The following is a 16245-nucleotide window of genomic DNA, read 5'->3' as shown; positions in this document are numbered from 1 at the left end:
AAACGGCATTAAGCTAAAAGCCAATGCCGTTTTTGATAATTATTATGATTCTAAATATTAGAAGTTATAACTTAATGTAAAGTTCCAAGTTCTTCCGAAACCAAAGTATACTTGGTTACTTGTTGCTACGCCGTCAAATGTTTTTCCAGCTTGAGCAAAAGTGTTTCCATCTTTTCCGTTAACGAAATCACTAGCAAAAGTATTTGTTCTAGATTCAGCAATATACAATTTGTCTAAAACGTTGTTCACGTTTAATCTAAAGTTCATTGATTTGTCTTTGTCTTTACCTAGTAGCATCTTGTAAGAGAAACCAGCATCTAGTATTCCGTAAGAAGGTAATTCTAATGCTCCTTTGTTTGTTGGAGAAGAAAAATCAATAGGGCTAATTCCTGCGTACAATTTGTCATTAAAGTTGTAGTTAGCGTCTAATGTTACTCTTGTTAGAACTTCATAAGATGCACCTAAAGAAGCAGTAACTTGTGCAGCATCTCCTACTTTTACTTTGTCCATGTAAACTGTAAGTCCAGTATATGCAGGGATTGGAGTGTTATCTGCTTGTAAATAAGCATTTACAGTAGCGTTTCCTTTGTATTCCCAGATTCCGTAAGAGAACATTGCGTTCACTTTTAATTTTTCAGTTATGTTTGAGTTTGCCTCAAATTCAATCCCTGAGTGAACTTCATCAAGTCCAATGTATTCTGTGTAAGTTGTATTTGAAGGGAATTCCGGAGATGTTGGAAGAGCTCTACCTTTTAAGTATCTATCGTTCCAAGTTGTATTGTAAACGTTTACAGTAGCATTGAAATAACGAGAACGGAATCCGTATCCTGCTTCAAAACCAATGATTTTTTCGTTAGTAAGGTTAGGGTTTAATGTAGATTTGTTATTTGGGTAAACAGCGTTAAAGAACGGTTGTTTTGAGTAATAACCAGCATTTACATATACATTGTTTTTTTCGTTAATGTTATAGTTTGCACCCCCTTTAACGTTACCTCCTAGTATGTTTTTGTAAGGTGTAGAAGCTAATTCAGGTTGTGTAGCTGGATCGTAAACGAAGTTGTCTTCTCTTTTGTATCCTTGTTGAGATATAGCTCCTTGAATAAATGCTGTTAAATTGTCTTTAGAATACTCAAGTTGAGTAAAAGCTCCGTACCATCTTACGTTTCCAGTACTGTTAAATGAGATTTTCTCATAGTCAACCTTTTTGAAAGGGTTCCATTGAACGTCTGTTGCGTAAGTAGTAGTAAGGTGTCTTCCGCCTGGTTGTAAGCTTTTGATAGATGTATCGTAAAATTCATCTCCACCTAATAAGTCATTTAGTACAGTAAAGTGGTATCCTTTGTAAGTTCTAGCATCAATTCCGAAATCTAAAGTTAATGTGTTGCTTAATTTTTTATTTAAATTAATTACAGCACCAAACCAGTCATGTGAGTTGATAGAAGCAGTTTGAGAGATTCCAGAAGTTCCAGAGCTTGCAGCTGCAGGAGTGTTTGCGTTAGATCCTGAAGAGAAATTATTTTGGTAACGAAGACCATCAGGAGTGGTAACTTGTTTTCTAGTTTGTAATCCAGTAAAACCATTTATGTATACTGATTGACCAGAGTTGTAAGCTACAATTTTATCATAATCTACTAATCCATTAGCAGTTCTGAATGCAGTAGCATCACTGTAAACTTTTCCTCTAATTCCACCTGAAGCACCTGCTCCAGCACCACGTCCCATAGAAGCGTAAAGTACACTAGAAAGTTTGGTAGTTTCGTTTATTTTGTAATCCCAGTTCAAAGCTGCAATAGGCTTATGGTAGTAGTTTTTTCTGATATTATATGATTCCCCATTTAAATATCCTGCATCTGCATTATATCTTGTGTTTGGGTTTTCAGCAGTACCGTATTTTTGGTAAGTTTCAATTGATATGTTTGAAGATCTTTGGTTGTGCCATTGTGGCGCACCAGTTACAGTAAATTGAAAATCGTGTTTATTGTTTTTTGTAGCGTATCCTAAAGCTACATAGTAATTAGTACCTTCAAATTCTGTTCCGTTGATGTATCCATCTCCACGAGTTTGAGATAATAAAACAGAAGCAGAAAGTCCGTTTTCTAATTTTCCAGTATTGTAAGAACCTTGTAATTTTAAATAATTTGCATTACCAAAACCAGAAGAGAATGAACCACCTTCTTTCATGTCAGAAGCTTTAGTTACAATGTTTATTGTTCCTCCTACAGAAGAAACAGCAAGCTTAGATGAACCTAAACCTCTTTGTACTTGCATAGCAGAAGTTACATCAGCAAGTCCAGCCCAGTTGCTCCAGTAAACTGTTCCACCTTCCATGTCGTTGATTGGCATACCATTTACCATTACAGCAATGTTTTTTTGGTCAAATCCACGAATGTTAATTCTTGAATCTCCGTATCCACCACTACCTTTTGTAGCATATACTGAAGGTGTGTTTCTTAGAATCTCAGGAAATTCTTGAGTTCCTAATTTTGCTTGAATTTCAGCAGCTTTAATTGTAGAAACGGCAACAGGAGTTTTTCTGTCCTTAGCGATATCAACAATTGTGCTTTTGATAACAATCTCGTCTAATTGGTTAGAGTTTGATGTTAAAACGATAGTACCTAAATTAGTTGTTCCTCCTTTAGAAACTGAGAATTTAACCGTTTTAGAATCGTAACCTAAGTAAGAAATAACTATTTCTCCAGATGCAACTGAAGTTGTAATAGTAAATTTTCCATCAAAATCGCTAGAACTAGCATCGGTTGATCCTTTAATAGCAGCATTTGCTCCTGGTAAAGAACTTGAACCATCAGTAATAGTACCGGTGATTTTTCCTTGAGAAAATACGGTTGAAACTATCATGAACAATAGTCCTGTGAGTAACCAATTTTTCATTGTCTTCATTGTGTTATTTAGTTAATTGTTTTTGGCAAAATTATAACATTTTAATCGGATTATGTTATCAAAACGTTAAGAAAATTATGTTTTACGTAATCTCTTGAATATTAATGGGGTTTTATTGATTTATAGTAATAAAATTGTCATTTTTTTGAATTTATGAGTTGATTTTTTGTTAAAATAGCAATGTGTTTTGATGATAAAAAGCGACGTAGTGTTAAATTTTCATGAACTGAATATACTGAAAACTAGTATTATAAGAAAAAGCTTATTGATTGCAATTGAATCAATAAGCTTTTATCTATTGTGCGGTATGTGGTTCTTAAGTTTACTTATTTTTTAAGAAATGGTTTAGTAAGAAAGAAGTAGAGCTGTCGTGATTTTTTACTGTTTTTGTGTTGATTTCTTCAAGTATAGAATTGGCTAATTGCTTGCCTAATTCTACTCCCCATTGATCAAAACTGAATATATTCCATATAATTCCTTGAATGAATATCTTGTGCTCATACAATGCTATTAATGAACCTAACGATTTTGGAGTTAACTTTTGAATCAGTATTGTATTTGTTGGTTTGTTTCCAGTAAATACTTTAAATGGCAGTAAGAATGCTGCTTTGTCAGCTGGAAGACCTTGTTTGTCAAATTCGGCTTGAACCTGTTCTTTGGTTTTTCCGTGCATTAAAGCTTCGGTTTGCGCAAAGAAGTTTGACATCAATTTATTGTGATGATCTTCATTTCCGTATAAAGGTTCAATGTATCCGATAAAATCTGTTGGAATTATTTTTGTTCCTTGGTGGATTAATTGGAAGAAAGCATGTTGTGAGTTTGTTCCTGGTTCACCCCAAATGATAGTTCCAGTTTGGTAGTTAACAGGTTTTCCGTCACGACCAACGCTTTTTCCATTGCTCTCCATTGTTGCTTGTTGCAAGTAAGGAGCAAGTTTTTGTAGATATTGTGTATATGGAATCAAAGCTTCGCTTTCGGCTCCAAAGAAATTGTTGTACCAAACACTTAGTAAAGCTAGGATTACTGGAATGTTTTGGTCAAATTCAGCCGACTTAAAATGTTCGTCCATTTCGTAAGCTCCATTCAATAATTCATCATAATTATCAAATCCAACGGCTAAGCTAATACTTAATCCAACAGCACTCCATAATGAGAAACGTCCTCCAACCCAATCCCACATTGGAAAAACATTATCAGGGTTAATTCCAAATTCAGTAACTTTTTCAATATTAGTTGATACAGCAACGAAATGTTTAGCAATGTCTTCCTGACTAGCCGATTTTAAAAACCATTCTTTTATGGTTTCAGAATTGATTAGTGTTTCTTGAGTAGTGAAGGTTTTGGAAACAATTACAAATAATGTCGTCTCAGGGTTTAATTTTTTGATTACTTCATTAACATGGTCGCCATCTACGTTTGAGACAAAATGAGTTGTTAAATGATTTTTGTAATACTGTAAAGCTTCAACGGCCATTACAGGGCCTAAGTCAGATCCGCCGATACCAATGTTTACAATATCGGTAAAAGCTTTTCCTGTGTATCCTTTTCGCGCACCAGAAGTTACTTCTTGGGTAAATGTTTTTATTTTGTTTTTAACACTATAAACTTCAGGAATTACATTTTCTCCATCTACTTTTATTACAGCCGATTCTTTGGCGCGTAATGCAGTATGTAACACAGCTCTATTTTCGGTCTGGTTAATTAATTCACCATTGAAATAATCACTAATTGCGTTTTTCACACCAATTGTATCGGCTAGCTCAAGTAATAGAGATATAGTTTCTTGATTGATATTGTTTTTAGAGTAATCAATTAAAAAATCATTCCATTTTAAATTAAATTTCTCTGCTCTAGAATTGTCTGCTTGAAACAATTCTTGCATGCTAGTTCCTTGGATGTCTTTATAGTGGTTTTGTAATTTTTTCCACGCTTCGGTCCCTGTTGGGTTTATTGTATTTAAAGCCATTTTTATGTTTAAAATTGTAGTTCGGTTATTAGTAAGCAAAAATACTGAAATTAGTTTTAATAGATTGTCACTTCACAATTATATAACAAATTAAAAGGCTTCACGTATATTGGTGAAGCCTTTTAGTTTAGTTGTATTTTTTGTTGAATTTGTGAATACTAGATGTTAGTTTCTACAAATTTCCAATGCTGTCTAGTTCTCTTTTTAGCGGTTCTATTTGTTTTAAGAATCGTGTTCTGTTGCTGCCAGTTAAAGATTCTCCAGTTGGTAGGTTTAATTTTAAAGCATCTACTTGTACGCCGTTCTTCCAGAATCGGTAACATACATGAGGTCCAGTTGCTAGGCCAGTACTTCCTACTAATCCAATGGTTTGGCCTTGGGTGACACGTTGTCCACGTTTTACCAATATTCGTGACATGTGTAGGTATTGGGTAGAGTACGTTCCGTTGTGTTTTACTTTAACAAAATTACCATTTCCGGCAGTGTAGCCTGTCGTTTCTACAATTCCTGCTGCGGTTGTTGATATTGGTGTTCCTGTAGGTGCTGCGTAATCAGTTCCTTTGTGCGCTTTCCAAGTATGTTGTACTGGGTGAAATCTGTTGCTGGTAAATCTAGATGTGATTCGACTGAATTTAATAGGTGTTTTAAGGAAAAGGTTCTTAAGTGTCTTTCCTTCGTCATCATAATATTCAATTTTCCCAGATGTAGTATCTTGTTCGAAAGGGAAGGCGTAAACAATTTTTCCTTTATATTCAAAAAAAGCAGCTTCTAAGTCTTCAACACCATCATAGATAGAGTCATTTATAAAGCGCTCTTTGAAGATTAAGCCATAACGATCTCCTTTTTTTAATTTAAAGAAGTCAATAGACCAGGCAAATATTTTTGTAATTCGGCTAGCCAGAGCTGCTTCGACGCTTTCGTTTCCTAAAGTTTCTGATAAAGAGCTTTTTAAAACGCCACCTATTATTTTTCGTTTAAGAGTAACGGGTTTTACTTTTTTGTATGCTTTGGCAATGCTATCTCGTAAATCAATTACATAATAGCTTAATGCGTCAGGTTGGTATATGACTGCTAGAAGATCATTTGTTTTGTTCTTTGATCTAATAAGCGTATATGGTTTGTGGTACCGAATGGTTCTAACATTAAAAGAGTCTTTTATTTGTTCAACAATAGTATAAACTTGCTTGTTGCCAATGTTTTGTCCTTGTATTATCGTTCCAAAGGTTTGCCCTTTTTCTATAGTGTCATTAACTACATTGTAGTCAGCATAATTAAATCCAAATTCAATTTTAGATGGTTTTGGTTTGGTTGTTTTAATTTCAATTTTATCCGTTTTTTTATTACATGATATTATTAAAAATAATACTATTATAATTGCTGCTACTTGTTTCAAACTGTTCCTTTTTTGTTAATTAAACTTCTTTTTCATTTCCCCAATTGGCTAATTCTTCTGCGCTCCATAATTCTGGAAAAAATATCCTACGTTGATATTTTGGATGCATGTACTTTTGCCAATCACTTCCTCCTGTTGCTTCTCCGTTTCCTTTGCCGCTCTCGAGGATGTATTTTTTTGCCGTGTTTAAATGTTGCATTACCCAAGTAATATTTACTGTGTGGTCATAATGACGCATTGCTTGAACTAATGTGGGGGTTTTTTGGTCTTCTTGTGGAAGTTGTTTGAATTTTTGCCAAATATTTTTAGTTTGGTATTCTTTCATTTGGGATAGAAATTGAGATTTGTATTTTTTCTCAAATTCTTGTAGTAAATATGATTTTTTTCCTGTTTGGTAATCTTTTCCTGCTGCTTGCCAATACAAATGCTCAAAGCTGGTTTCTAAATCGGTATTTGAATCAAAATTATCTTTATATCTGCGATCTGTTAAATTGATTACATCGGTTGATGAAAATTCTATTAAGCGATATTGTGCACTCTGAAAACCACTGGCCGGAGTCAATGTATTTCTGAATTTCATGTATTGCTCAACTTCCATGCCATTTTCCATGATGCTGAATGAATTAGTTAGCATGTCAAAATAACGAGAGATTCTAGAAAGGCGTTCGCTAAAAAAATCGGTTTGAATGTTTTCTACCTCAGAGATTTGTTCAATTTCCCAAAGGATCATTTTGAATATTAACTCATTTACCTGATGGTACATAATGAATACCATTTCGTCAGGAAGCGTTGTTCTTTGTATTTGTAAACTTAAAAGAGCATCAGTCTGAATGTAATCCCAATATGTAATTGGTTTAGACCAAAGCAGACCTTCTAATTGTACATCTGTTTTTTGGTTAATAGCATGGTATTTTTTGTCAATTTCTTTTAAAATTGATTCTGAATTATCAGTGATATTCATTATTTTTTTACTTTAAGTGGATTTTTTAATCCTTTGAATGCATCTAGATCAGCTTTTATCGATCCAACTGCAAGTTCAGCTTTTACTCGAACAGGTAATTTATTGTTATCGTCTGATATCCATAATGTTACACTTTCTTTTTCTTTAAAAACTCGCCCCGATTGTACTAATGGTTTGAAAATCATAGTCGGAACGGTTCCAAATTTAGTTGTAATATCCTCACGACCTACGAATTTTAACTTAAATTTTGTTGTTTCATTGTCAAAAAACATGTCGATTGTTATTGAATCACCTGATTTTAGTTTGTCTATGTTGGGGTGATTTCTTAAAAAGTAAAATGCAGATATTATATCTTGTACGTTTTTACCAACAGCAACTGTCTTTTCGGTTTTGTGTTTGTAATCTTTTACTAAAACGCGACCCTCTTGGTTGAAGAAACCTTCTTGGTTCTTGGTGTAACCGCCTTCATCTATTTTTCGTACAAATTGATATGGGTTACCAGTTTCTTTGTCAAAATAGCTTTCGTATAAGTCATCTACTTTAAAGAAAAATCGTGACATACCTGTTGTGTATCCTTTGCCAATTGCGTGGAATACCTTCTTATTATTTACAGTAGCTTCTTTAACTTCGAGCGTAGCATATCCAGCATTTATAATGCCGTAATGTATTCTAAACTTAAACCATTCGCCTACGTCGAATGCATCTTCTTTTTGGGTATCGAAGCTAAGTGTGAGAATGACGAATATGGATAGGATTAGTTTTTTCATAAGTTTCTTTGACAATTTATTAAAATAAATGCAAATTCTATTCCAAATGTATTAAAACAAAAAAACTCAGTCAAGGAATGACTGAGTTTTTATGCTATTAACTAACCAAAAAACTATAAATTATGAAATTTATATCAATTTAGGAAGGAAACCACCCCCTCCTGTTTTGCGAGTGCAAAGATAGATACAAACTCTATAAAAATAATAGTAAAAAAGTCAGTTTAACATAACATTTGCAAAAAAAGCATCAGTTTAAAGAGAATTTTTTTGCATAATGCATAAAAAAACCGTTTTTATAGCGTTCCTCGCAATTCTTGTTCTCTTTCAATTGACTCAAAAAGGGCTTTAAAGTTCCCTGCGCCAAATCCTTTAGCTCCCATTCTCTGAATTATTTCAAAAAATAGGGTAGGACGGTCTTGAACTGGCTTAGTAAATATCTGTAATAAATACCCATCTTCGTCTGCATCGACCATAATGGCTAGTTTCTCAATTTCATTTAAATCTTCTTTCATCATTTCCATATGAACTCCTAATCGTTCTGGAATTGCTTGGTAGTAGGTATGTGGTGGAGCTGATAAAAATTCAACACCTCTAGCTTTTAATTCAGATACTGTTTTGATGATATTATCTGTAGCGATAGCAATATGTTGTATTCCTGGTCCGCCATAAAAATCTAAATACTCTTCAATTTGTGATTTTTTCTTTCCTTCTGCTGGCTCATTGATTGGGAATTTAATTCTTCCGTTTCCGTTGCTCATTACTTTACTCATCAAGGCAGAGTATTCTGTATTGATTTGTTTGTCATCAAAGGATAAGAAATTTACAAATCCCATAACGTCTTCATAGAACTTTACCCAAGTATTCATTTCGTTCCAACCTACATTTCCTACCATGTGGTCAATGTATTTTAATCCTGTTGGTTCTGGATTATAGTCAGATTTCCATTCTTTATAACCTGGTAAGAATACGCCATTGTAGTTTTTTCTTTCTACAAAGATGTGTACAGTTTCTCCGTAAGTGTAGATTCCTGAACGGACAACTTCTCCAAACTCGTCTTTTTCGACAGTTGGTTCCATAAAAGAGCGAGCGCCACGTTTCATAGTTTCTTCATAAGCACTTCTTGCATCTTCAACCCAAAGTGCAGCCACTTTTACACCATCCCCATGTTTTTTAAGATGTTCATGAATTGGTGAATCTTGTGTTAGTGGAGTAGTTAAAACAATTCTGATTTTGTCTTGTTTCAACACATACGATGCTTTGTCTTTTACTCCTGTTTCTAATCCTGCATAAGCTAATGATTGATAACCAAAAGCTGTTTTGTAATAATGTGCCGATTGTTTTGCATTTCCTACGTAGAATTCTACATAATCTGTTCCTAATAAAGGAAGAAAGTCTTGTGCTCCTTCAAAGATTTTTTCTAAACCGTATTCTACTGATTTTACTTCTTTTGACATAGTGTGATAATTAGAAAATGAGAAAATGAGATAATTTTGGAATGCAGATAATTAAAAATAATTTTCTAATTAATACATGCTGTAGTTCTCTAATTTTTCATTTTTGATGTTGATATTATTTTATTTAAAATTTTTAATATTTCTGATAAATCATTTAATAAATCTGTGCAATTAGGATAATCTTTATGTGCTTCACATAGAAATAACCAATATTCAGTTTCATCAGCTTCTTTAATTGCTATTTTTTAATTTATGAATGAAATCTGCTTTACTTTCTGCGTTTTGAGATTCTTTAGAATTTGCTCCAATTGATGTTCCGCTTTTTAATAATTGATTTGCAATCACGAATCTCTTTTGCTCTTGTAATTGATTTGTGTAGTCAATTACATTTAATGCAAAATTGAACGTTTTTATTAAAAGAGGATTGCTTTGTATTTTTCGTTAAAAGTCATTTTTATTGGTTTACTAGAGAATGAGACAATTGGATAATTGTTTTTTAATTTTATAAATTATCTAATTATCAAATTGGCACATTACCTTATTAGAACAATGTCGTATTAGAACATTGCCTAATTATTCCGTCCAGGATTTGTAATACTGTCCATCGTCTAGTCCCATTGCTTCTTCGGTTACCATTAACGGACGGAAAGTATCGACCATTACAGCTAATTCATGGGTTTCTTTATGACCAATGCTTCGTTCCATTGCACCAGGTGCCGGACCATGCGGAATCCCTTTTGGGTGTAAAGTAATATGACCTTGTTCTATGTTATTACGGCTCATAAAATCACCATCTACATAATATAGCACTTCATCTGAATCGATGTTGCTATGATTATAAGGAGCAGGTATTGCTTTTGGATGATAATCGTAGAGTCTTGGGCAGAATGAGCAAACAACAAAAGTTGCTGTTTCAAAAGTTTGATGTACTGGTGGTGGTTGATGCACGCGTCCAGTTATAGGTTCAAAGTTATGAATTGAGAATCCGTATGGGAAATTGTAACCGTCCCAACCAATAACGTCAAAAGGATGTGTAGCATAAACAACTTCGTGGATCATGCCTTCTTTTTTGATCTTAATTAAAAAATCGCCTTTTTCATCATGCGTTTCTAATTCATTAGGTAAGATAAAATCACGTTCGCAAAATGGCGAATGCTCTAAGTGCTGACCAGATTCGTTTTTATAACGTTTAGGAGTATAAAATGGCGAGTAGGATTCGACATAAAAAAGACGATTGTCTTCAGTATCGAATTCGATTTGGTAAATAATGCCTCTTGGAATAATTAAGTAGTCGCCATATTCAAAAGGAATGTTTCCTAACATGGTTCTTAATTTTCCTTTTCCTTTATGGATGAAAAGCATTTCATCGGCATCGGCATTTTTATAAAAATAGGTTGTTAGTGATTTCTTAGGAGCCGCTAATCCAATAACGCAGTCTTTATTGACTAACATTGCTTTTCGGCTATCTAGAAAGTCATTTTCAGGTTTTAATTCAAAACCTTTAAATAGCAATGATTTTATGTTTTTTCCGATTGCAATTTTTGGTTCAACAGAGTAGGAGTTTAAAATTTCTTTAACTTGTGTTGGTCTGTGAACATGATAGGATAATGACGAATGCCCATGAAAACCTTCGGTCCCAAATAATTGTTCGTAATAAAGTCCGCCTTCTGGTTTTTCGAACTGTGTATGTCTTTTTTGTGGAAAACTTCCTAGTTTATGGTATAGTGGCATGGCTTTTCAATTAGATAATTTACAAATTAGATAATTAGAAAATAGAATAGGTGCGAACAGATAATTAGCTTATTTTCTAAATTGACCAATTATCACAATTCGAAACCATTATTCTGGATTTCTCTTAATGAGGAATTGAAGATAATCTAATAAACCTGCCCATTTTGTTTTCATTATAACAAATGTCGTAATTTTTATTGAATTAAATTGAAATTAAAACACAAAACCTATTTTGAACCATGTGTAGCCTTTTGTGTTTTCTGGCGACCAAGAATATTTTACTTCTATAGGACCTAGTATCGTTTCTAGTCCGTAACCTACGGCATAGCCTGTGTACTTTGGTACTGATATCCATTCGACACCCTCGAAAATATTGTTGCCAAGGTTTGCAAAGTTTGCAGAGAAATTAATATGGTTTTTTTTGAAAATTTCATAATCAAATGTTATATCCGTTTTTATAAGGCTATTCCCAGAAACACTTAAAAAGTCATATCCGTAGAAATAATTAAAATTATCCAACTTTTGATAGCCATACCCTCCTAATAAGTAATTAAAAAAAGGCACACTTGTTTGACCAAAAGTTAGTCCTGCATTGGCTTTAAGGACTATCGTAGCTTTATTAAATATCGTTTTTGCTATACCAATTTCTGCTTTTGCAGTCGAGAAGGGTTCAAATGCTTTTGTGTAGTTTGAAGAAAATAAATAAGTTTGAACATTACCCGAAAAGCCCCATCCTCTTTTAGGGAAGTCTTTATTGTCATAATTATCGTAATTCAGGTATCCGAACAAACTTAAGTAACTGCTTTTGTCGATATTAGGATCTGTATTGACAGAAGTATTGGAATTTATTTTTAAATATTTATGTTCGACTCCACCACCGATTAGAAATTTTTGAACAAAAATACTTTGAAAATAAGCTTCATTAGTAATGTCAATAAAATCGACATTAACTAAATTTGGATCCAGAATTTTTTTAAGAGGATCACTTAAAGCACTTGATATGTTTCGATTAAACTGTGTCAATCTTGATTTGAAACCAAAACTAATATTAAAACCATTCTCGATGTAATAGTCTAGATTATATCTAAAATTATCTCCTAAAATTATATCTAATGAAGTAATATCATTTTTAAAGAGCGTTTTTTTATGTGTTAGATTTACCAAAATTGCACTTTTGTACAAGCCATCATAGTGTAGCCCAAATTTTAAATAAGTTTTTGTTGGGTTTTCTTTTAAAACTAAATTTAAGTCATCACGAGAATTATTTGAATCTAATGCATAGGAGATGGCGCTAAAGTTTTGAGTAGCATTAATGTTGTTAACTCCTTTTATCAAGTCTTCATAGGTTATTTTTGAACCAGATTTAAAACGCAGTTTACTTGTGATGTATTCTTCAGTATAATTTTCTAAGTGATTGCTGTTTATCTTTTGTATTTCTAGTGTATCTGAGGCTACTTTTAGTGCAGGTTTTTTATAATAACCTTGTTTTTCTACTAATGCTTTTATTTTTTCATAAACTGAAAACGTTGCATCTTCTCCTCTGCGGATAATTTGTTCTCCTTTGTCAAACGAGATTACGCCATATTCTTTAATATCTGGTTTGATATAAATATCGGTGTTTTTTATTTTTCTCTTCATCTTATCGATAGACTGAAGATTGGTAATTTGGACTAATATCCGAGTAGCATCTTTAAGTCTATGTCGGTCTAGTAAATCATCTTGAACATCGACTCCTATGATAATATCTGCGCCTAAATTCCGAACTTCTTTTATAGGATAGTTATTTACAACTCCTCCGTCTACAATAAGTTTTCCGTCTATTTCTACAGGAGAGAATAAGGAAGGAAATGCCGCACTTGCAATCATGGCTTGAGCTAAATTACCTTTGTTTAATAATACTTCCTCACCAGTTTCGATGTTGGTACCAATACATAAAAATGGGGTTGGTAATTTGTTAAAATCTCGAATGTGTCTTACGTTACGAGTTAAACTGCTTAGTAGATTATAATTATACATTCCTTTAGAAAGCGCTTCGGGAATACCAATTTTAAAATTGCTGAATGGTAAAATTACAGCATATAATTCATCATTTCTTTTTTCGTAAAAATTTTTAGATGATCTTGGTATATTATCATTAATTAAATCATCAAAATTGGTTCTTTTAAAAATAGAATCAATCTGAGCAGCATTGTACCCTGATGCATATAAACCACCGATTATTGATCCCATGCTTGTACCGCCTATAAAATCTATTTTTACTCCAGCTTCTTCCAGCACTTTTAGAACTCCTATATGAGCAAACCCTTTGGCGCCACCACCACTTAGTACTAATCCTATTTTTGGACGATAGGAAGGATCATTTTTTGCGTTCTTTAGGGTGTCTTGAGCAAGTTTGTCTTGAGCAAATGTGTGTTGTGTAAATCCAAAGAATACTAATAGGATTAATTTTTTTAAACCCCAGATAGGAATGGAAAATTGGGAGTAGGTTAAAGCTGTTTTTTCTTGCAAAATAAAAGAGACCCTAGAAGCTCCTTTTTTTATAATAGAAAAAAAGTTTTTTAATCGAGTGTTTGTTGTGGACAGCTGGATGAGGCTCATAGAAATAGCTGGTTTGTTTTGTAAAAGTCGGAAATATTATTGAACTTTATGTGTCATTTTTGTTTTAATAGTATTATTTTTTCAATAATATTAAATTTTCGTTTTTATCAAATTTCCAGATATCTGTATACCATCGTGCTCCTCCTCGACAACTTGACTGAAACGTTTTTTCTTTTTTATTTACTTTGATGTCACAAAGCTCATCGCATTTGGGGCTACTGTTTGAGGGAATTCTTAATTTTTTAAATTGTTTGTTTTTAGGATTATAGATGAATATTTGATATATTGTATAAACTCCCATCCCGTCGTCTAGATAATAACAAGCAAAATCGTTATAACCATCAAAATTGTAATCTTCATTAACCAGATGCATTTCTCTTCCTGTTATAGATGTTTCGATACTATCTATAACTTGAGTTCTATTATTGCTTGAATTGGTGATTTCTAATTTTTCAAAATCATTTACAGCTTTTATCTTTATTTGAGTTTTATCTTTTTGATAAAATTCAATGCTATTTTGGCCATAACTATAATTTATAAATAATGTTATGAAGCTAATAATTAGGGTTTTCATTTGCTTATTCCTGCTTGTTATTGTAAAAGCTAGTAATTTTTTTTGCTTTTGATGGGCCTACAACATTTGCTATTTCTTCTTCGGATGCTAATTTTAGTCGTTTAACACTCTTGAAATGTTGTATCAATGCGAGCATTGTTTTTTCGCCAATTCCAGGAATACTTTCGATTGATGAATTTAATGCTGCTTTGCTACGTTTGTCACGGTGAAATGTAATTCCGAATCGGTGTGCTTCGTTTCGTAATTGCTGAATTACTTTTAGTGTTTCAGATTTTTTATCTAAATATAATGGGATCGAATCACCTGGATAAAAAAGTTCTTCAAGGCGTTTAGCGATACCAATTACAGTTATTTTGCCACGTAAGCCTAGCTCATCTATACTTTTTAAAGCCGATGATAGTTGCCCTTTTCCTCCATCAATAATGATAAGTTGGGGTAATGGTTCGTTTTCGTCTAGCAATCGTTTGTAACGGCGGTACACAACTTCGGTCATAGATGCAAAGTCATCTGGCCCTTCGACAGTTTTTATGTTAAAATGGCGATAATCTTTTTTACTTGGTTTACCATCTTTAAAAACAACGCAGGCGGCAACCGGATTTGTTCCTTGTATGTTTGAGTTATCAAAACATTCAATATGACGTGGCTCAACAGGCAAACGTAAATCTTTTTGCATTTGTGCCATTATACGTTTTGTATGACGGTCTGGATCTACAATTTGTAATTGCTTAAGCTGCTCGATTCGGTAAAATTTGGCATTCCTAATTGATAAATCTAGGATTTGTTTTTTATCGCCCAATTGTGGAACAGTTACTTTAATGTTTTCTCCTAAATCGACTTCAAATGGAACAATTATTTCTTTAGATAGTAATTGGAATCGTTCGCGAAGTTCTATTATTGCTAGTTCAAGTAATTCAGCATCAGTTTCATCTAATTTCTTTTTGATTTCTAAAGTATGGGAACGAATAATCGAACCATGAGAAATTTGGAGAAAATTGACATAGGCAGCGCTTTCATCTGAAACTATCGAGAATACATCAATGTTGGTGATTTTTGGATTTATAATCGTTGATCTCGATTGATAATTTTCAAGAACGTCTAATTTTTCTTTTATTTTTTGTGCTTCTTCAAAACGTAATTCTTGTGCCAATTGAGTCATATGACGTTTAAAGTCCTTCATACTTTCTTTAAAGTTTCCTTTAAGGATTTCACGAATGGCATCGACTTGCTTTTGGTAATCTTCTAATGTTTCTAGTCCTTCGCATGGACCTTTGCAATTGCCAATATGATATTCTAAACACACCTTAAACTTACCGCTATTAATATTCGATTGACTCAAATCAAAATTGCAGGTTCTTAGTGGGTAAAGCTCTTTTATAAGATCAAGAATTGTATGTACCGTTTTAAAACTAGTATAAGGGCCAAAATATTCGGAACCATCCTTGACCATTCTGCGCGTTGAAAATATTCGAGCAAAAGGTTCTTTTTTTATACAAATCCAAGGATAACTCTTATCATCTCGTAATAATACATTATAACGTGGCTGTAAGGTTTTTATAAGATTGTTTTCTAATAAAAGCGCATCTGTTTCTGTTGGAACTACAATATGCTTAATAGTTACAATTTTCTTCACCAAAACATTGGTCTTGGCATTGTCATGAATTTTATTAAAATAGGAAGAAACTCTTTTCTTTAAATTTTTGGCTTTACCGACATATAAGATTTTTCCTTCTTTATCATAATATTGATACACGCCAGGATTGTCTGGTAAAGTTTGAATTTGGAGCTCGAGTGGTGTTTTTTGCATTCTGTTTTTATTTCTAAAGTTCAATCGATTTGCCTTAGAAAATATTTTCGATGGCTTGATGTTGAATTAACTTCAAATTTACGAATTCAAAATAATAAT

The 16245-nt window shown here is 33.0% G+C and carries 12 protein-coding genes; all 12 read right to left on the bottom strand.

The window, feature by feature from the left end; translation table 11 throughout:
- Positions 1-57: 57 nt before the first annotated feature.
- On the bottom strand, positions 58-2898 hold the full coding sequence (locus QWY99_RS19365; protein ID WP_290267355.1) for a TonB-dependent receptor: 2841 nt from the start codon (positions 2896-2898) through the stop codon (positions 58-60).
- A gap of 322 nt (positions 2899-3220) precedes the next feature.
- Positions 3221-4864, bottom strand: coding sequence for a glucose-6-phosphate isomerase (pgi, locus tag QWY99_RS19360; RefSeq protein ID WP_290267354.1), 1644 nt, complete (start codon positions 4862-4864; stop codon positions 3221-3223).
- Positions 4865-5036: 172 nt separating this feature from the next.
- The gene (locus QWY99_RS19355) at positions 5037-6257 is read right to left on the bottom strand and encodes a M23 family metallopeptidase (RefSeq protein ID WP_290267353.1); all 1221 of its coding nucleotides are present in this window, start codon (positions 6255-6257) and stop codon (positions 5037-5039) included.
- Between the two features lie 19 nt (positions 6258-6276).
- Positions 6277-7218, bottom strand: coding sequence for a tryptophan 2,3-dioxygenase family protein (locus QWY99_RS19350; RefSeq protein ID WP_290267352.1), 942 nt, complete (start codon positions 7216-7218; stop codon positions 6277-6279).
- A complete protein-coding gene (locus QWY99_RS19345) occupies positions 7218-7985 on the bottom strand; it encodes a DUF3108 domain-containing protein (protein ID WP_290267351.1) in 768 nt (255 codons plus the stop codon). Before QWY99_RS19345 ends, QWY99_RS19350 begins: the two co-directional genes overlap by 1 nt.
- A gap of 293 nt (positions 7986-8278) precedes the next feature.
- Positions 8279-9439 carry a 4-hydroxyphenylpyruvate dioxygenase gene (gene hppD, locus QWY99_RS19340; protein WP_290267350.1) on the bottom strand — a complete coding sequence of 387 codons (1161 nt, stop codon included), beginning with the start codon at positions 9437-9439 and terminating at the stop codon, positions 8279-8281.
- Between the two features lie 89 nt (positions 9440-9528).
- The gene (locus tag QWY99_RS22295) at positions 9529-9675 is read right to left on the bottom strand and encodes a four helix bundle protein (RefSeq protein WP_353960592.1); all 147 of its coding nucleotides are present in this window, start codon (positions 9673-9675) and stop codon (positions 9529-9531) included.
- Entirely contained in the window at positions 9671-9823 is a 153-nt protein-coding gene (locus QWY99_RS22290; protein ID WP_353960591.1) for a four helix bundle protein, read from the bottom strand. The genes QWY99_RS22295 and QWY99_RS22290 overlap by 5 nt, the downstream gene beginning before the upstream one ends.
- Positions 9824-10012: 189 nt before the next feature.
- Positions 10013-11170, bottom strand: coding sequence for a homogentisate 1,2-dioxygenase (locus QWY99_RS19330; RefSeq protein WP_290267349.1), 1158 nt, complete (start codon positions 11168-11170; stop codon positions 10013-10015).
- Between the two features lie 213 nt (positions 11171-11383).
- Positions 11384-13768: a patatin-like phospholipase family protein gene (locus QWY99_RS19325; RefSeq protein WP_290267348.1), complete on the bottom strand. Its 2385-nt coding sequence runs from the start codon at positions 13766-13768 to the stop codon at positions 11384-11386.
- Between the two features lie 73 nt (positions 13769-13841).
- On the bottom strand, positions 13842-14342 hold the full coding sequence (locus QWY99_RS19320; protein WP_290267347.1) for an XAC2610-related protein: 501 nt from the start codon (positions 14340-14342) through the stop codon (positions 13842-13844).
- Positions 14343-14346: 4 nt separating this feature from the next.
- Positions 14347-16146 (bottom strand): excinuclease ABC subunit UvrC, encoded by a 1800-nt coding sequence (uvrC, locus tag QWY99_RS19315; protein ID WP_290267346.1) that lies wholly within the window; start codon positions 16144-16146, stop codon positions 14347-14349.
- Between the last annotated feature and the right edge of the window lie 99 nt (positions 16147-16245).

The organism is Flavobacterium branchiarum (assembly GCF_030409845.1).
Classification (GTDB): domain Bacteria; phylum Bacteroidota; class Bacteroidia; order Flavobacteriales; family Flavobacteriaceae; genus Flavobacterium; species Flavobacterium branchiarum.
The sequence above is the reverse complement of the archived record's forward strand: the minus strand, read 5'-3'. Positions and strand labels throughout refer to the sequence as shown.